9 protein-coding genes are annotated in these 18722 nt (G+C 66.0%); 8 read left to right on the forward strand and 1 reads right to left on the reverse strand.

The genetic code is table 11. The features are described 5' to 3' along the window. Window positions 1-20 precede the first annotated feature (20 nt). Both bioA and ABQZ09_RS04130 read left to right on the forward strand, forming a co-directional pair. Window positions 21-1439, forward strand: a complete 1419-nt coding sequence (gene bioA / locus ABQZ09_RS04125) for an adenosylmethionine--8-amino-7-oxononanoate transaminase (RefSeq protein WP_349776175.1) — start codon at window positions 21-23, stop codon at window positions 1437-1439. After that, window positions 1430-2164, forward strand: a complete 735-nt coding sequence (locus tag ABQZ09_RS04130) for a 16S rRNA (uracil(1498)-N(3))-methyltransferase (RefSeq protein ID WP_349776176.1) — start codon at window positions 1430-1432, stop codon at window positions 2162-2164. Before bioA ends, ABQZ09_RS04130 begins: the two co-directional genes overlap by 10 nt. A 309-nt stretch (window positions 2165-2473) precedes the next feature. Here the strand turns inward: ABQZ09_RS04130 and ABQZ09_RS04135 are convergent, their stop codons facing one another. Then, window positions 2474-3472 carry a glucokinase family protein gene (locus tag ABQZ09_RS04135; protein ID WP_349776340.1) on the reverse strand — a complete coding sequence of 333 codons (999 nt, stop codon included), beginning with the start codon at window positions 3470-3472 and terminating at the stop codon, window positions 2474-2476. 715 nt (window positions 3473-4187) lie between these two features. Here ABQZ09_RS04135 and ABQZ09_RS04140 point away from each other — a divergent pair. The 6 genes from ABQZ09_RS04140 to ABQZ09_RS04165 all read left to right on the forward strand — a co-directional run bounded on the left by ABQZ09_RS04140 (window position 4188) and on the right by ABQZ09_RS04165 (window position 18354). Beyond that, window positions 4188-6866, forward strand: a complete 2679-nt coding sequence (locus ABQZ09_RS04140) for a TonB-dependent receptor (protein ID WP_349776177.1) — start codon at window positions 4188-4190, stop codon at window positions 6864-6866. 207 nt (window positions 6867-7073) lie between these two features. Beyond that, window positions 7074-8759: an alpha-L-fucosidase gene (locus ABQZ09_RS04145; RefSeq protein WP_349776178.1), complete on the forward strand. Its 1686-nt coding sequence runs from the start codon at window positions 7074-7076 to the stop codon at window positions 8757-8759. A gap of 3 nt (window positions 8760-8762) precedes the next feature. Then, the gene (locus tag ABQZ09_RS04150) at window positions 8763-9830 is read left to right on the forward strand and encodes a glycosyl hydrolase family 18 protein (RefSeq protein ID WP_039408857.1); all 1068 of its coding nucleotides are present in this window, start codon (window positions 8763-8765) and stop codon (window positions 9828-9830) included. Window positions 9831-10092: 262 nt separating this feature from the next. Then, window positions 10093-12522: a family 20 glycosylhydrolase gene (locus ABQZ09_RS04155; protein WP_349776341.1), complete on the forward strand. Its 2430-nt coding sequence runs from the start codon at window positions 10093-10095 to the stop codon at window positions 12520-12522. Between the two features lie 21 nt (window positions 12523-12543). Further along, complete coding sequence (locus ABQZ09_RS04160; RefSeq protein ID WP_349776179.1) at window positions 12544-15246, forward strand: beta-mannosidase; 2703 nt, start codon at window positions 12544-12546, stop codon at window positions 15244-15246. Between the two features lie 447 nt (window positions 15247-15693). Then, window positions 15694-18354, forward strand: coding sequence for a glycoside hydrolase family 3 C-terminal domain-containing protein (locus ABQZ09_RS04165; protein ID WP_349776180.1), 2661 nt, complete (start codon window positions 15694-15696; stop codon window positions 18352-18354). Window positions 18355-18722 lie beyond the last annotated feature (368 nt).

Below are 18722 nucleotides of genomic sequence, written 5' to 3' on the forward strand. Positions count from 1 at the left end.
CGGACCGATAGAATAGGCAGATGCATCGACATGTTCATGAGCCCGAAATCCTAGCAGACCCTGCAGCCTCCGAAGCTGCCCAACAGTGGCGGCAACGCGATCTTGCGGTGGTGTGGCACCCGTGCACGCAGATGCGCGAGCATCCGCACACGCTTCCCCTGGTGCCGATCGCAAGCGGCAGCGGCGCGTGGCTGGTCGGCCACGATGGCCGCCGCTATCTGGACGCGGTCAGCAGTTGGTGGACCAACCTGTTCGGCCACGCCGAGCCGCGCATCGGTGCGGCCATTGCGCAACAGGCCGGCACGCTGGAGCAGGTGATGCTGGCCGGCTTCACGCACGCACCGGCGGTGCAGCTGGCCGAGCGCCTGCTGGCCATTGCGCCACGCCAGCCCGACCGCGCGCCGTTGTCCAAGGTGTTCTACGCCGACAATGGCTCGGCCGGCGTGGAAGTGGCCTTGAAGATGGCCTTCCATTACTTCCACAACCGTGGCGAGCATCGCCGCACGCGGTTCATCGCGCTGGAAAACGGCTACCACGGCGAGACCATCGGCGCGTTGTCGGTGGGCGACATTCCGCTCTACCGGCGCGTGTATGCGCCGCTGTTGCTGGAAGCGACCTTCGCCCCCTCGCCCGATGCCTACCTGGCCGAGCCCGGGCAAAGCGCGGAAGCGTACGCGCTGCAGGCCGCCGATGCGCTGCAGGCACTGTTCGAACAAGCGCCCGGCGAGATCTGCGCGCTGATCCTGGAACCGCGCGTGCAATGTGCCGGCGGCATGCGCATGTATCACCCGGCGTATCTGCGCCGCGCACGCGCCTTGTGCGATGCGCACGGCGCATTCCTGATTGCCGACGAGATTGCGACCGGCTTCGGCCGTACCGGCACCTTGTTCGCCTGCGAGCAGGCCGGCGTGATGCCCGATCTGCTGTGCCTGTCCAAGGGCCTGACCGGCGGCTTCCTGCCGTTGGCGGCGGTGCTGGCCACCCAGCAGCTGTACGACGCGTTCCTGGACGATTCGCGCGAACGCGCCTTCCTGCACTCGCACAGCTACACGGGGAATCCGCTGGCCTGCGCGGCCGCGTTGGCGACCTTGCAGATCTTCGCAGACGACGACGTGATTGCGCGTAACCAGCACACCGCCGCGCACATGAGCACCCTGGCCGCGCAGATCGGCGAACACCGCGCGGTGGCCGACGTGCGCCAGGCCGGCATGATCGTCGCCTTCGAACTCACCCGTGGCGGCGACAAGCGCACACCCTACTCCGCGGCCGCGCGCGTCGGCCTGAAGGCGTATCGCGCCGCGCTGGACCGTGGAGTGGTGCTGCGGCCCCTGGGCGACGTGCTGTACTGGATGCCGCCGTACTGCGTGGACGAGGCGCAGCTTGCCTTGCTGGCGGCAACCACGCGCCAGGCCATCGAGGAGGCCGTCGCATGCGCGTGACCCGCTCCCATGTTGCGCTGCCGCTGCAGTGCGACCAGGAAGTGACATTGCCCGAGGAATCGGCCAACCACCTGCTGCGCGTGCTGCGGCTGCGCGAGGGCGATGCCTGCATCCTGTTCAATGGCGATGGCTGCGACTACCACGCACGCATCACCGTGGCCGGCAAGCGCGAGGCGCGCGCGATGGTGGAACGTGCCGAGCCGCTGGCGAACGAATCGCCACTGCGCATCACCCTGATCCAGGGCATCGCCCGCGGCGAAAAGATGGATCTGATCCTGCAGAAAGCCACCGAACTGGGCATTGCAGCCATCGTGCCGGTAAACGCCGAACGCACCGAAGTGAAGCTGGATGCGGCGCGCCTGGAAAAACGCGTGGCGCACTGGCGCAGTGTGGTGGTGTCTGCCTGTGAGCAATCGGGCCGGGCGCGCGTCCCGGCGCTGGCAGCACCGACCGGCCTGCAGGAGGCGGCAGTAGCCTGCGACCCGCAGGCCCTGCGGCTGACCCTGGACCCGCAGGGCGAGCATCGCCTGGGCACCTTGAGCGCGGGCACGCAGCGGGACGTCATCGTGGCGATCGGGCCGGAAGGCGGCTGGTCACCGCGCGATCGGGCGACGCTGGCCGACGCCGGGTTCACCGGCCTGCGCCTGGGGCCGCGCATCCTGCGCACCGAAACCGCCGGGCTGGCCGCCATTGCCGCATTGCAGTCGCGGTTCGGGGATCTATAGGGCGCCGACGTGGCGGGTGGATCGCTTGTAGATCAGTGGGACAGCTCGACGCAGGCAGCGCCGCGGTAAGGCGTAGGAGCGCACCCGGGCGCGATGGGGCCTTCCCGGGGAGCGACGTTTCCGATCGTCCTGGTGTTTGTCGGGAAGGCCTCTCGCGCCCAAGGGCGCCCTACGAAGCTTCTGCGGTCGCGAGATGGGTTGGAGGGCGGCGCTGGTTAGAGCGACGTTTCAGTTAATGGCGGTGTTCTGGGCAAGGCCCTCGCGGCCGCAGGCGCTCCTGCGGCGCGGATGCGCTCCGGGGGTTCTGGCCTAGCGAGCGTGCTGGAGAAGCCAGCTGGCCGCGCCGATGACGCCGAGCTGGCCGTGTTCGACGATGCGCACCGGCACCTGCTCCAGCGCCGGGCGCAACGTGCCCTTGTCGAGCAGGCGGGCGACGAAGTCGCTGGCGACGATGAAGTCGGCGATCTGCGGCAGGAATCCGCCGGCCAGATAGACGCCGCTGCGAATGCCATACAGCAGCATCATGTCGCCGACCACGCTGCCCATGAAGCCGCAGAACGCCTGCAGCGCATCGCGCGCGAGCACGTCGTTGCCGGCCAGCGCCGCGGCGGTGATATCGGCCGGCCCGCCATGGACGGCCCGCTCGCCGCGCAACCTGGCCAGTGCGTGATAGAGATTCAACAGCCCGGGGCCGGACAACAAGGTCTCGGTGCCGACATGCGTGCGGGTGCGCCGCAGTTCTTGCAGCAAGGCCACTTCCAGATCGCTGGCGGCGGCGAGCGCCGCGTGGCCGGCCTCGGTCGGCAACACCACCGGATGGGCGCCATTGGGGATCCACACCGCCGCGCCCAGGCCGGTGCCGGGGCCCAGCACCAGCGCCGGGCCGGGCGCGCCCTGCGCCGGGCCGGAGAGCTGCATCACCTGACTGGCGGTCATGTAGTTGGCCGCGTAGGCGACCGCCTCGAAATCGTTGACCAGATGAAGCACCTGCATGCCGAGCTGGCGGCGGATCTGTTCCGGTGCCAGCACCCATGGCAGGTTGGCCGTGATCACGCTGCCGTCTTCGAGCGCGTATCCGGCACTGGCGATCACGCCGCGCTGCACCGGCGCACATCCCAGTTCGGCGAAGAACGCGGACATGATGTCGGCCAGGCCCGGGTAATCGGCGCAGCGGTACTTGCGGTAGTCCAGCACCGTGACCGGCTTGCCTGCATCGGCGCTCTCGCAGACCAGCGCCAGGCGCACATGCGTCCCTCCCACGTCTGCGGCAACGAAGGTGTCGGGGCGCGAAAAGGGCACCGCTTCCATTGGGCTGCTTGCGCTCACGCATTCTCCTGTTAAGTGGCAGCGGGCTGGCGTCAGGTCCCGTTGTCCGACGAACGGCAGCGGGTAGACAACGTTGTCAGTAATTGCTGTGTAACGCAACCGTGGAGACCCCAATCGAGGCGATCCAGGGCCGGCCCCATCATCCCCGAAAAATCCGCACGCATGGCGACGATTCCGGCACAGATTTCGCCAGACGCTGCGGCACAAAACGTTTCCAGCATTGAAAGCGCCAATCAACCCCGCGCGACAGCGGTACGGGCACGCGTACCTGGTCGACTACGTCGACGATCGCGCTGCAAAAATGCTGCATTGCAGCGCAATCGCAGCTGCATCAGAGATCTGTGACGACGTGTTGACAACGCTGTCAGCGCTACGCGAGACTCGGTCCAAATCGGGGTTCTGGCAGGAGGGGCCATGGACTGTTCGGTACTGAAGAACGGCTTTTCCCCTCCCTGCCGATTCCAGGTTCGCGGGTTCTGCGTCGCCAGACGCCGGGCTCGCCGATATCGCGTTCGCTCCACTGCTTCACCACACGGGGGACACCTCCTCTACCACGCGAATCGACACCGCCTGCTGCCGTTGCCGAGCACGGAGTGCGATCACCGCGATCGGTCAGGGCGTGTTGTTTTGCCGGCCACGCCGAGCGCGATGCCTTTCCACGGCGCGCGCTCACAGCACTAACCAACGAGGTTTAGCCATGCACAGCCGCACCACGACGTTAGCACTCTGTATCACCGCCGCTCTGTACTGCTCCGGCTCTGCAATGGCTGCCGGACAAGAACAACAGGCGCCTGCGGGCGCATCCTCGGCCACCACCGAGCTGGACACCATTACCGTCACCGGCTATCGCGCATCGCTGGAAAAGAGCCAGGCGGTCAAGCGCTCGGCCAACTCCATCGTCGATGCCATCAGCGCCGAAGACATCGGCAAGTTCCCGGACATCAATGCGGCCGAATCGCTGTCGCACCTGCCGGGTATCAGCGTCGACCGCCAGTTCGGCGAAGGCGAAAAGGTCAGCATCAACGGCACCGACCCAGCGTTGAACCGCGTGCTGCTCAACGGCCAGACCATCGCGTCCGGTGACTGGGGCGGCAATCCGACCGACACCAGCGGCCGTACCTTCAACTACACCCTGCTGTCGCCGGAAATCATCGGCCTGATGGAGGTCTACAAGACCCCGGAAGCGCGCATCGACGAAGGCTCGATCGGCGGCACCGTGATCGTGCATACCCGCAAGCCGCTGGAGCTGCCCAAGAACACCATCCGCGGCTCGATCGGCTACAACTACAACGATCGCTCGGAAGAAGGCAATCCGCGCGGTTCGGCGCTGTGGAGCTGGAAGAACGACGACGAGACCTTCGGCGCGTTGATCTCCGCCACGCACGACAAGCAGGACCTGGCACGCGCCGGTATCGAATACTTCGGCTACACCACCGGTGCCGGCATTCCGCCGACCGCGACCATCACCGGCGACGGCAGCGATGTGGCTACCGCACGTGTGCCCGCCGGCATCAGCAGCGCGTTCTTCCAGCAGACCCGTGAGCGCAGTGGCCTGCAGGGCGCGTTGCAGTGGAAACCCGACGAGCAGAACGAGTTCAACCTGACCGGTCTGTACATCAAGGGCAAGTACAACAACTTCAGCCAGGCGCGTTATGTGTGCCCGGCCTGTAACGACGACCGCCAGAAGATCACCCAGGCAAACGTACAGAACGGCGTGGTGACCTCGGCCACCGTCGGCGACGGTGCCGCCGGTCAGCCGTATGCGCAGCTGGATGCCAACTATCGCGAAAGTACCGTCACCACCAAAAGCCTGAACCTGCGTCACGACTGGTCCGGCGAAAAGTGGGTGTTCACCACCCAGGCCGGTTACACCGAAGCGACCGGCGGCAAGAACCCCGAATACCTGATGAAGTACCTGATGCAGGACGGCGGGTACAACTACGCGTTCGACGGCCGCAACACCTCGGTCAACTACGACAACGGCGGCGCCTCCAACTGGGCATTGCCGGGCAACCCTGCAGGTCTTGCGCCGGGCCAGGAAGGCAATATCCCGGGCACGACCACCGGCATCATGCAGGCCGGCGGTATCGCCTACCAGAAGAGCAAGGACGATGAGAAGTACTTCCAGTGGGACGCTTCGCGCGACCTGGAATGGGGCCCGTTCACCAAACTGCAGTTCGGCTACAAGTACATCAACCACAACAACGGTGTGGACGCGCGCGGTAACCGCATCAACACCACCGACCCGGTATCGCTGACGCAGTTCAATCCGGGCACCACGCCGAGCAGCCTGTACGATGGCCTGGGCGCCAGCGGCGATCTGACCACCTGGCCGACCGCCAACCTGGGTGCCGTGCGCAGCTACCTGCTGTCGCAGCCGCAGGGCGCATACCGCACCGACTTCGGCGCCTCGTTCGACGTCAAGGAAATCACCCAGAACATCTACACGCAGTTGAACTTCGAGTCGGGCCAGTGGCGCGGTAATGTCGGCGTGCGTCTGGTCGAGACCACCGACAAATCGCAGTTCTGGCAGAGCAACGACGGCGGCACCAGCTTCGACCGTGTCGCCGAGACCAATGACTATCGCAAGGCGCTGCCGAGCTTCAACATCGCCTACGACATGACCGACGACACCGTGCTGCGCTTCTCGGCGGCCAAGGTCATCGCACGTCCGCGTTACGCCGATCTGGCCGGTACCTTCACCGTCAACAGCGGCAACGGCAACCTGACTGCCAACGGCGGCAACCCGGATCTGAAGCCGTACGAATCTACCAACTACGATCTGGCGGCCGAGTGGTACTTCGCACCCTCCAGCATGTTGTCCGGTGAAGTGTTCTATCGCGACATCAGCTCCTACATCGTCAACACCACAGTCACCCAGCAGCTGAATCCGGCACCGCCGGCCATCGCTGGCCTGTACCAGGTGACCACGCCGGTGAACGTGTCCGATGCCAAGGTCAAGGGCGTGGCGGTCAACTACCAGCAGACCTTCGGTCTGGGCTTCGGGTTGCAGGCCAACTACACGTTCGCCGAGTCCGACTCCAGCTCCGGTCTGAACCTGCCGTACCTGTCGCGCGACACCTACAACGTGATCCCGTACTGGGAACACGGCGACTGGACCGTGCGTGTGAACTACAGCTACCGCTCCAAGTACTTCACCCAGATCGGCCGCCTGGAATCGCGTGACTTTGCCGATGCCTATAAGCAGCTGGATCTGAACGCCTCGTACCAGATCACCGATTACATGGGCATCACCTTCGGCGCCACCAACCTGCTGGATTCCACCTACCGGGTCTTCAGCAACACGCGCGATACCCCCACGGCGTTCTACAAGAACGGCCGCGGCTATCAGGCCCAGCTCAACTTCAAGTTCTGATGAAGCACCGGCGCGCCACCGACCCTCCACGGTGGCGCGCTTTTTTTTGAGCTGTGCGTTGCATGCAGCGCACAGCTTGGTGTTGTACCAAGGAGTGGTACTGGCCACGCCCCTTCGCGATCGAGGGAGCATGGCCAGGCCCGCTTTTGCCATCCACGCACGGTTGCAACATGGCCGACGCGTTTCGCTTACAGGAGTGCAGTTCCCATGACGACCGATAGCCGCGTGTCCGCGGCTCCATCCCGCCGCCACACCGGAGCTGCACCCAGGAGTCGAGCGCTCGCGCTCGCTCTGCTGCTCGCGTTGCCCGCCGTGCATGCGAGTGCCGCGCAATCGCCCACCGCGCCGACCGCCACCACGCTCAGTCCGGAGGCCATCGACCAGCAGTGGCTCGATGCCACTGCCAAGTACGCGCCCGAACGCGAACGCCTGGTGCGCGAAGTCGAGGCCGGTGCACGCAAGGGCCCGTTCCGCCCCGACTGGGCCGCGCTGAAGGCGTATCAATCACCGGCGTGGTACGACAATGCCAAGTTCGGCATCTTCATCCACTGGGGCGTGTTCTCGGTGCCGGCGTTCGGCAGCGAGTGGTATTCGCGCAACATGTATCTGCAAGACTCCAAGGAATTCGCGCATCACGTGGCCACCTACGGGCCGCAGGCCAGTAGCGGCTACAAGGATCTGATCCCCAAGTTCACCGCGCCCAAGTTCGACCCCAATGGCTGGGCCAAGTTGTTCCGTGAGTCCGGCGCACGCTATGTGGTGCCGGTGGCCGAGCACCATGACGGCTTTGCGCTGTACGACTCCAAGCTGTCCGACTGGACCGCGATGAAAATGGGGCCCAAGCGCGACCTGCTGGGCGAGTTGTCCAAGGCGATTCGCGCGCAGGGGCTGCACTTCGGCTTGTCCTCGCACCGCGCCGAACACAACTGGTTCTTCGATGGCGGGCGCAAGTTCGACTCAGACGTCAACGACCCACGCTATGCCGCGCTGTACGGCCCGGCGCAGGTGCGGTTGCCGGGCAAGGACGACGCCGACGTGGCCAACGACTGGACGCCGGTCTCGCAGGCCTGGCTGGACGACTGGCTGGCGCGTACCACCGAGTTGATCGACACCTATCAACCGGACCTGATCTATTTCGATTGGTGGATTGCCCATCCCACCTTCCGCCGCAGCCTGCCGACGATGCTGGCGTATTACTACAACCAGGGCGCGGCGCGTACCGAGGCCGACCGCGGGGTGGTGGTGAACTACAAGCTGGGCGCCTTCCCGGAAGGTGCCGGCACGCTGGATATCGAGCGCGGCCAGCTCACCGGCATCCATCCCACGCATTGGCAGACCGACACCTCGGTGAGTAACGCCTCGTGGGGCTATATCGAAAACGACACCTACAAGTCGCCCACCTTCATCATCCACATGCTGGCCGATGTGGTGGCCAAGAACGGCAACCTGATGCTCAACATCGGCCCGCGCGCCGACGGCTCAATCCCGGACACCGAGCGCGGCATCCTGCTGGCGATCGGTCGTTGGCTCAAGACCAATGGCGGCGCGATCTACGACAGCACGCCGTGGCGCGTGTATGGCGAAGGCCCCACCGAAGTGGTGGGCGGCACCTTCCAGGACGTCAAGACCAAGCCGTACACGGCCGAAGATTTCCGCTTCACCACCCGCGATGGCGCGTTGTATGCGATCGAGCTCGGCTGGCCGAGCAATGGCGAAGCGGTGATCCGCTCGCTCAACGCCGCCGATGGCGTGCGCGCAGTGACCTTGCTGGCCAACGGCAAGAAGATCCCGTTCGAACAGCGCGCCGATGGCCTGCACCTGCGGCTTCCGGTCAAGCCGGTCGGCGAGAGCGCGTATGTGTTCCGCATCGACCTTTCTTCCCCCACTCCCTGACGGATGTTGTCTTTCATGAGCAAGCGATTGACCTGGATGTTGCTTGCGCTGGCATTTGCCTGCGCCCCGGCCCTGGCCAAGAATCCCACCGCGTTGTTCTATCTGATGAACACGCAGAAATCGACCAACTCGTTCATTGCCAACGTCGACAAGATCGATGTGGTGGTGCCCACCTGGTACGGCGTCGACCAGAACGGCCTGGTCAACGGCACGCCCAATATGTACCTGTACGACATCGCCAAGCAGCACAAGCTGCGGGTGATGCCGATCCTGTCGATGACCACCGGCCGCGACGGCTTCCACAAGCTGATGCACGACGAAGCCGCCAAGAAGCGCATGATCGAATCGCTGCTGATCCACGGCAAGCAGCACAAGTACTACGGCTTCCAGTTCGATTTCGAAAACATCGCCTGGACCGATCGCGATGCCTACACCTTGATGGTGAAGCAGACCGCAGACGCGCTGCACAAGGCCGGTTTCAAGATGTCGGTGGCGGTGGTCCCTAACGCACCGGGCCACGCCGAAGGTGGCCAGTTCTCCAAGTGGATGTGGGAATACTGGCGCGGTGCCTACGACCTCAAGGCGCTGGGCCAGGCTGCCGACCTGGTCAGCATCATGACCTACGACCAGCACACCCGCTGGACCACGCCCGGCCCGGTCGATGGCATGGTGTGGATGAAGAAGCACCTGGATTACGCCATCACCCAGGTGCCGAAGGAAAAGCTGTCGCTGGGCATCGCCACCTATGGCTACCGCTGGTACACCGGCAACCCGGTGAAGGAAGACGGCACCGAAGCGTCGAACATCGCAGCCGCGTATATCGATGCCGACGAATCCTTCCCGCTGGCGATCGAACAGAACGCCACCGTGCAGTGGGATCCGGTCGAACAGGAGTCGTGGTTCTATTTCTATCGCGACGACATGCGTGAGTGGGTGTTCCGCCCGGACGCACGCAGCTTCAAGGCGCGTTACGAGCTGACCAAGCAGTACGGCCTGGAAGGTTTCAGCTGCTGGGTGCTGGGCGCCGAAGACCCCAAGGTGTGGGACGAGCTGCCGACTGCGCAGCGTTGATCATCGACTGCAGGCAGGCGCGCGGCGATGAAGCGTGCGCCAGTCCCTGCGTGATCCGCGGCGGCTTTGCTACTGTGCAGGGCTGCCGCGCTTCGATGTCTTTGGCAGGAGCGAGCAAGGCTGTCGATGCGATATGGTGTCGTTCCACTTGGCTGCGCGCATGCAACAGTGCGGCCACACGCTCTCCGTCATCCCGGGATGTGATTGCATGATGTCCAACCTCAGCCGTACGCCACGCATGCTGTTGTCGAGGGCGCTGTTGATGGACAGGCGAGCAACGTACCTGCCGTCACTTACGACGTTGCGGTTGCTTGCGTTGTCGCTGGCCGTACTGGCGCTGGCCGGATGCGGCAAGCGCGAGGCGGGCACGGCGCCGGCAGTGGCAAGCGCCGGCGCTGCGGTGGCACCGGCGTCCGCCACGGCACCGTTGCCGCTGATTCCCGCACCGGTGGAGGCCACGCGCAGTGCCGGCAGTTTTACCGTCGGCGCCGGCACGGTGATTTCGATCCCCGCGGGCGATGCCGACACGCGGCGCAGCGCCGAGCATCTTGCCGGCCTGCTCAAGCGTACGCGTGGGCTCGCACTGGAAGTGCGTGCAGAAGCAACGCCCTCGCCCGAAAGCATCCGTCTGCAACGCAACGCGCAGGCCACGGTGACACACCCGGAAGGCTATAGCCTGGACGTGGATGCGAACGGTATCCGTATCGACGCGCGCGACGGTGCCGGCCTGTTCCATGGCGCCATCAGCGCCTGGCAGTTGATGACCCCGGATGCACGCAAGGGCGCGGTGGCCGTGCCCGCGGTCGCCATCCGCGACTGGCCACGTTTCGGTTGGCGTGGCCAGCATCTGGACGTGGCCCGTCACTTCCACGATGTCGACACGGTCAAGCATGTGCTCGATGCGATGGCCGTGCACAAGCTCAACGTGCTGCATTGGCATCTGACCGACGACCAGGGCTGGCGCATCGAGATCAAGCGCTACCCCAAGCTCACCGAGGTCGGTGCCTGGCGTACGCCGCCGGGTGCCGGCCGGCACGGCACGCCGGAGCGCTCCGGTGGCTTCTACACGCAGGAGCAGATCAGCGAAATCGTCGCGTATGCCGCACGCCTGCACATCACCGTGCTGCCCGAGCTGGACATGCCCGGCCATGCGCAGGCCGCAGTGGCCGCCTATCCGGAAGAAGTGGGCGTGCCCGGTGTACGCACCCAGGTGAGCGTGGACTGGGGCGTCAACCCGTATCTGTTCAACACCAGCGAACGCAGCCTGACCTTCATCACCAATGTGCTGGATGAAGTGCTGACCTTGTTCCCCTCGACCTACATCCACATCGGCGGCGATGAGGCGGTGAAGGATCAATGGGAAGCCTCGCCCGTGGTGCGCGCGCAGATGCGCAAGCTCGGGGTCAAGGACGCCCACGCAATGCAAGGCTGGTTCAACGAACAGCTGGCCACCTACCTCACCCGGCACGGTCGGCGCATGATCGGTTGGGATGAAATTCTGGAAGGCGGCGTGCCGGCGAGTGCGTCGGTGATGTCGTGGCGCGGCGTCGAAGGTGCGGTGACCGCGGCCAGGCAAGGCCACGATGTGGTGCTGGCACCGGGCGACTGGCTGTATCTGGACAATTTGCAGACTGCGCGCAGCGACGAACCGAACGGTCGCCTGACGGTGCTGCCGTTGTCCAAGGTCTACGCGTTCGACCCGGTGCCGGCCGATCTCACCGCCGACCAGGCCAGGCATGTGCTGGGCGCGCAGAGCGCGTTGTGGTCCGAATACATCCCCTCGCGCTGGCATGTGGATCACGCGTTGTTTCCGCGTCTGTCCGCGGTAGCAGAGATGACCTGGTCGCCGGTGGCAGCGCGCGACTGGAACAACTTTCTGGCGCGCCTGCCGGCACAGCTGCAGCGCTACAAGGCGCTGGGCATCGACTATAGCGACGGTGCCTTCGCCGCGGAGATCGGCCTGGAAAACGGCCCCAACCCGGTGCTGGCCGGCGGCCCGGCCAAGGTGGCGCTGAGCACGCAGACCGGCGCCGGCGTGCTCCACTACACCATCGACGGCAGCGACCCGACGCCTGCATCGCCGCGCTACCAGGCACCCTTTGCGATTCAATTGCCCACCACGGTCAAGGCCACTGCGTTCACTGCCGATGGCATGCCGCTGGCGGCGACGCGCAGCCGCAGCTTCGATCGCACCTCACTGTTGCGCGTGGACACGCAGGGACTGCGCCATTGCGTCGCACAGGGCGCACTCGGCCTGCGCCTGCCGCTGCTGCCGGAGATGACCGGCGCCGACACGCCGGTCTACAACGTCGACCTGTTCCATGCCTGCCGCATGTATCCGCGGGCACGCCTGGATGGCGTCGGCGCCATCCGTATCGAGGCCGCGCGCCTGCCCAACAACTTCGGTCTGGCGCACGAGCAATCCAAGGTGGTGCAGTACCCGGCCAACACCCGCGGCGGCGAGCTGGAAGTGCGCCAGGGCTGCGACGGCGAACTGATCGCCAGCGTGCAACTGCCGCGCAGCGACACCCTGGGCGAGCAATTCACCCTGGAAGCCCCACTGCCTGCGCGCACCGGCGTCCACGATCTCTGCCTGCGCTTCACCGCGCCCATTCGCGGCCCGTTGTATGCCATCGGCGCCGTTCAACTGATTGAAACCACCGCGCAGGCGCCCCCCGCCGCCACGCGCTGATCCATCCAAGGAGATCCACCCATGCCCCTGTCGCACCGCACTGCCCCCGCCTCGTCCATGGTCACGCCCGCCCGGCTCGGGCTTGCCCTGGCCTTCGCGATCTCACAGGCCTGGGCGGCACCGCCCACGGCCGTGACCCTGGACAGCGGCTGGCAGGTGCGCCTGGTGCCGGGGCAGGAACAGGCCAAGACCTACCCCAAGGCCGCCAGCTGGATGCCGGCGCAGGTACCGGGCGTGGTGCAGACCGACCTGATCGCCGCCAAGGTGGTGCCCGACCCGTTCCTGCGCGACAACGAAGGCAAGATCCAGTGGGCGGGCTTAAGCGATTGGCAATACCAGACCCGCTTCAATGTCGATGCGGCGATGCTCAAGCGCGAGCACGTGGAGCTGGTGTTCGATGGACTGGACACGCTGGCCGAGGTCACCCTCAATGGCAAGACGCTGCTCAGTGCCGACAACATGTTCCGGCAGTGGCGCGTGGACGCCAAACCGCTGCTTAAGCGCGGCGACAACGTGCTGGAAATCAAGTTCCTTTCGCCGATCAAGAAGATCCAGCCGTGGCTGGCCAAGCAGCCGTATGCGCTGCCGGGCGCCTACGATTCGGCGTTCGGCGATGAGCCCGATGGCCGCCATAGTTCGACCTATGTGCGCAAGGCGCCGTATAGCTACGGCTGGGACTGGGGCCCGCGCATGGTCAATGCCGGCATCTGGAAGGACGTGCGCGTGGAAGCGTGGGATGCGGTGCGCGTGGACGGGCTGCATATCGCCCAGCAACGCGTCGACGCCGACGCCGCGCAGCTGCAGGCGCAGCTGGAACTGCAGGCCGGCCGCAGCGGGCCGGTGCAGGTGACGCTGGATGTGCTGGGCCCGGATGGGCAAAAAGTCGGCCAGTTCACCCAGGACGCGGTAGTCGACCCGGGCCAGAACCGCATCGACCTGGCCGTGCGCATCGCCAAGCCCAAGCGCTGGTTTCCGGCCGGCTACGGCGCGCAGGACCGCTACACCTTTGTCGCCAACGTGCGCGACGCCGATGGCGATAGCCAGCAAATCAAACGCGTGACCGGCCTGCGCTCGGTGGAGCTGCGCCGCGAGAAGGACCAGTGGGGCAAGAGCATGGAGATCGTGATCAACGGCATCCCGATCTTCGCCAAGGGCGCCAACCTGATTCCGCTGGACGCTTTCCCCTCGCGCGTCACCGCCGAGCGCATGCGCAGCACCCTGCAGGACGCGCGCGATGCCAACATGAACATGCTGCGCATGTGGGGCGGCGGGCACTACCAGGACGATCACTTCTACGAGGTGGCCGACGAGCTGGGCATCATGATCTGGCAGGACTTCATGTTCGGCGGCGCGGTACCGCCATACGACGTGGAGTTCCGCGAGAACACCCGGCAGGAGGCGATCGAACAGGTCAAGCGGCTGCGCGACCACCCCAGCGTGGTGCTGTGGTGTGGCAACAATGAAGTACAGACCGGTTGGGAAAACTGGGGCGACCGGGTCAAGTTCAAGCAATCGCTGGACCCGGAAGAACGCGCCCGGGTGGAACGTGGCATGACGACCTTGTTCGGCACCGTGTTCCGCGAAGTGGTGGCCACCTACGACAGCGATGTGCCGTACTGGGCTACTTCGCCGGGCACCAACTTCGATGGCGCTGCCGACCAGACCAATGATGGCGACATGCATTACTGGAAGGTGTGGGGCGGCCCCGCCCTGCCGGTCACCGAATACCTCAACGTCACCCCGCGTTTCATGTCCGAGTACGGACTGCAGTCGTTCCCGGACATGCGTACCGTGCGCGTGTTCGCCGATGCGGCCGACATGGACCCCGAATCGCCGGTGATGCGCGCGCACCAGAAGTTCGACAAGGGCAATGGCAACAAGCGGCTGATGCTGTACATCCGCCGCGAGTTTGGCGAGCCCAAGGATTTCGAGAGCTTCGTCTACCTGAGCCAGTTGATGCAGGCCGAAGGCATCAACCTGGCCGCCTCGCATCTGCGCGCCTCGCGCCCGCAGTCGATGGGTTCGCTGTACTGGCAGCTCAACGACGTGTGGCCGGGCGCGTCGTGGTCCAGCGTGGATTACTACGGCCGCTGGAAAGCGCTGCAGTACCACGCGCGCCGCTTCTATGCACCGGAAATGATCGCCGCGCTGCGCAACGACAAGGGCCAGACCAAGGTCTCGCTGGTGTCCGACCGCACCACGGCCCTGGATGCGCGCTGGCGCATGCGGGTGATGGGCATGGACGGCAAGGTGCTGAGCAAGCGTGAGCAAAAGGCCACCATCAAGCCGCTGAGCAGCCTGCAGGTAGGCGACTTCAGCGATGCGCAACTGCTGGGCAAGGCCGACCCCAAACGCAGCTATGCAGTGTTCGAGCTGCTGGAGGGCGACACGCTGCTCTCGCGCGAAGTGGTGTTTTTCGCGCCAGCCAAGCAGCTCGCGTTGCCAACGGCAAAGATCGACGGCCAATGGCGCGCCGATGGCGATGGCTATGCGCTGACCCTGACCAGCAACACGCTGGCGCGCGAGGTGTGGCTGTCGTTCGGCGATCTGGACGTGACCGTGGCCGACAACGCGTTCGACCTGCTGCCAGGCGATCCGCTGACGCTGCACGTGTCCAGCAAGCTGCCGATGGCGCAGCTGCAGGCTGCATTGCAGGTACGCGACCTGGCATCGACGCTGGCCGGTGCGCCGCCGGAGGCAGCGGAGGCAGCGGCGGCGAAATGAGGGACGGGATGGCCCTCATCCGCCCTTCGGGCACCTTCTCCCGCCAGGCGGGAGAAGGAAGCGATGTTCTGCCGGGCGGGAGGAGGCGATGTTCTGCCATGCGTGCGCTCGGGTGCGTGCCTTGCTCCTCGCTTGCGTGCTCGCAGATGCGTGCCTTCCTCCTCGCTTGCGTGCCATCGGATACGTGGCTTGCTCCTCGCTCGCGTGCTCGGATGCCTGCCTTCCTCCTCGCTCGCGTGCCCTCGTCTCGCGCTGAATGTCCTTCTTCCGCTGGCGGGAGAAGGTGCCCCGCAGGGGCGGATGAGGGCCCACCGCGCCACCAGCAACAGCCACCCCACCCAACGGCGTGCATGACACTGCCGCGCCGCATCCCCACCCTGCCGCAGCCCCTTGCGGCACTCACAGAACAACGCCCGGCGGATCTCACCGCTGCGCAGGAGTAGATCGATGTCATCCGTGTTTGTCCCGCGTCTTGCCATGGCACTGGGCCTGAGCCTTGGCCTGCCCTGTCTCGCACTCGCCGCGCCCGCCGACCGCAGCAGCACGCCCGAACAGCGCGCCACCGCGCTGGTGGCGCAGATGAGCCGCGACGAAAAGGTCGCCCAGGCCATGAACGATGCACCGGCGATTCCACGCCTGGGCATCCCCGCCTACGAGTGGTGGAGCGAAGGCCTGCACGGCATCGCCCGCAATGGCTATGCCACGGTGTTTCCGCAGGCCATTGGCCTGGCAGCAAGCTGGAACACCACACTGATGCAGCAGGTGGGCACCGTGGTCTCCACCGAGGCGCGCGCCAAATTCAACCAGGCTGGCGCCACGGGCAAGGACCACCCGCGCTACGCCGGGCTGACCATCTGGTCGCCCAACATCAACATCTTCCGTGACCCGCGTTGGGGCCGTGGCATGGAAACCTACGGCGAGGATCCCTTCCTCACCGGGCAACTGGCGGTCGGTTTCATACGCGGTTTGCAGGGCGATGATCTCGACCACCCGCGCACGATCGCCACGCCCAAGCACATCGCCGTGCACAGCGGCCCGGAACCGGGGCGGCATGGGTTCGATGTGGACGTCTCGCCGCGCGATGTGGAGGCGACCTACACGCCGGCCTTCCGCGCGGCGCTCGTCGAGGGCCAGGCCGGCTCGGTGATGTGTGCGTACAACTCGCTGCATGGCACCCCGGCGTGCGCGACCGACTGGCTGCTCAACGGCCGCGTGCGTGGGGATTGGGGCTTCAAGGGCTTTGTGGTGTCCGACTGCGATGCGGTGGACGACATGACCCAGTTCCATTACTTCCGCCCCGACAATGCCGGCTCATCCGCCGCAGCGCTCAAGGCCGGGCACGATCTCAACTGCGGGCATGCCTATCGCGAACTCGGCACCGCCATCGAACGCGGCGAAGTGGACGAGGCGCTGCTGGATCAATCGCTGGTGCGCCTGTTTGCAGCACGCTATCGGCTGGGCGAACTGGAAGCCCCGCGCAAGGATCCGTACGCGCGGCTGGGCGCCAAGGACATCGACAGCCGCGCCAACCGTGCGTTGGCCTTGCAGACAGCTGCCGAATCGATCGTGTTGCTCAAAAACGCCAATGCCACGCTGCCGCTGAACGCCGGCACGCGGCTGGCGGTGGTCGGCCCCAATGCCGATGCACTGGCCGCGCTGGAGGCCAACTACCAAGGCACCTCCGCTGCGCCGGTGACGCCATTGCTCGGCCTGCGCGAGCGCTTCGGCACCCAGCAGGTGCGCTACGCGCAAGGCGCGCCGTTGGCTGCCGGCGTGCCGGGCATGATTCCGGAGACCGCCCTGCGCAGCGACGGCAAACCGGGGCTGCGTGGCGAATATTTCGACAACGTGGACATGACCGGCACGGCACGCGTGGTGCGGCAGGACCGCGTGGTGAGCTTCAACTGGGATCAGGTCGCCCCGGCCAAGGGCGTACCAGCGGATCGTTACGCCGTGCGCTGGAGCGGCGAACTGCTGCCGCCCGGTGCCGGCGATTACACCCTGGCGGTGCGCGTGGCGCGCTGCTTCGACTGCAGCGGCCACGACCCGGTGCGGCTGTACATCGACGACAAGCTGGTGGTTGCCGGCAATGCCGAAGACAAGCACGTGCCGGCCGGCATGCACAACGCCGACGGCCGCAGCGTGGAAACCGTGCTGCATTTCGACGATACCCGGCCGCGCAAGATCCGCCTGGAAATGGAGCACCGTGGCCAGGACCAGGGCGTGCGCCTGGAATGGCTGGCCCCTGCCGCGGCGCAACTGGCCGAAGCCGAGCAGGCCGTGGCACAGGCCGACGCGGTGGTGGCCTTCGTCGGCCTGTCGCCGGATGTGGAAGGCGAAGAGTTGCGCATCGATGTGCCCGGCTTCGACGGCGGCGACCGCAACGACATCGCCCTGCCCGCCCCGCAGCAAGCCCTGCTGGAACGCGCAAAGGCCTCCGGCAAGCCGCTGGTGGTGGTGTTGATGAGCGGCAGCGCCGTGGCGGTGAACTGGGCCAAGACCCACGCCGATGCGATCGTGGCCGCGTGGTACCCGGGCCAGTCCGGCGGCACCGCGATTGCCCGTGCGCTGGCCGGCGACGACAACCCCGGCGGGCGCCTGCCGGTGACGTTCTACCGCTCCACCAAGGATCTGCCGGCGTACGTCAGCTACGACATGAAGGGCCGCACCTATCGCTACTTTAAGGGCGAGCCGCTGTTTCCGTTCGGCTACGGGCTGAGCTACACCAGCTTTGCGTATGCGGCGCCGCGCCTGTCCACCACTACGCTGCAGGCCGGCAGCACGCTGCAGGTGACCACCACCGTGCGCAATACCGGTGCGCGTGCCGGCGATGAAGTGGCGCAGGTGTACCTGCAATACCCGGACCGTCCACAGTCGCCGCTGCGCAGCCTGGTCGGCTTCCAACGCGTGCACCTCAAACCGGGCGAACAACGCGAACTCACCTTCACGCTGGATGCGCGTGCCCTGAGCGATGTGGACCGCACCGGACAACGCGCGGTGGAAGCCGGCAACTACACGCTGTTTGTCGGCGGCGGGCAGCCGGGCACCGGCGTAGCCGGCGATGCGGCGGCGTTCTCGATCTCGGGGCGTTCGCCGTTGCCGAAGTAAGCGCCGCATCGAGCGGACACATGCAGTCGCCGGCCATACCGGCGTAGGTGGACAACAGGTGCGCGGACATCGGTGAAGTGTCGACGGCGCACCACGCCTGCTGGAGGCAGCGCCGTGCATGCCTACGCCCCCCTGGCGGCGCCTTGATCGGTACTGACGATGCCCGCTGCAAAGGCGGCCGGAGCGAGTGCCGACGTGCGGGCTGCAGGCCGGAGGCCGTGGTGCCCGGCGGGCGTTCCCGAAGACGGGTCGCAGCCTGCGTGCAGAGGGGCAGGCCGCGGACCAGCCCGCCACTCCGCCATCGAAACGGCCCGCATACGGCAACGAATTGTGCGGGCGCACTATGCACATTCGGCGAACACGTTGTA

Origin of the sequence: Xanthomonas sp. WHRI 6106, assembly GCF_040202405.1 — a bacterium.
Lineage (GTDB): Bacteria > Pseudomonadota > Gammaproteobacteria > Xanthomonadales > Xanthomonadaceae > Xanthomonas > Xanthomonas cannabis.

Coding starts and splice junctions, on each gene's coding strand:
- bioA (WP_349776175.1), top strand. CDS start 21: ATGCATCGACATGTTCATGAGCCCGAAATCCTAGCAGACCCTGCAGCC.
- ABQZ09_RS04130 (WP_349776176.1), top strand. CDS start 1,430: ATGCGCGTGACCCGCTCCCATGTTGCGCTGCCGCTGCAGTGCGACCAG.
- ABQZ09_RS04135 (WP_349776340.1), bottom strand. CDS start 3,472: ATGGAAGCGGTGCCCTTTTCGCGCCCCGACACCTTCGTTGCCGCAGAC.
- ABQZ09_RS04140 (WP_349776177.1), top strand. CDS start 4,188: ATGCACAGCCGCACCACGACGTTAGCACTCTGTATCACCGCCGCTCTG.
- ABQZ09_RS04145 (WP_349776178.1), top strand. CDS start 7,074: ATGACGACCGATAGCCGCGTGTCCGCGGCTCCATCCCGCCGCCACACC.
- ABQZ09_RS04150 (WP_039408857.1), top strand. CDS start 8,763: ATGTTGTCTTTCATGAGCAAGCGATTGACCTGGATGTTGCTTGCGCTG.
- ABQZ09_RS04155 (WP_349776341.1), top strand. CDS start 10,093: ATGGACAGGCGAGCAACGTACCTGCCGTCACTTACGACGTTGCGGTTG.
- ABQZ09_RS04160 (WP_349776179.1), top strand. CDS start 12,544: ATGCCCCTGTCGCACCGCACTGCCCCCGCCTCGTCCATGGTCACGCCC.
- ABQZ09_RS04165 (WP_349776180.1), top strand. CDS start 15,694: ATGTCATCCGTGTTTGTCCCGCGTCTTGCCATGGCACTGGGCCTGAGC.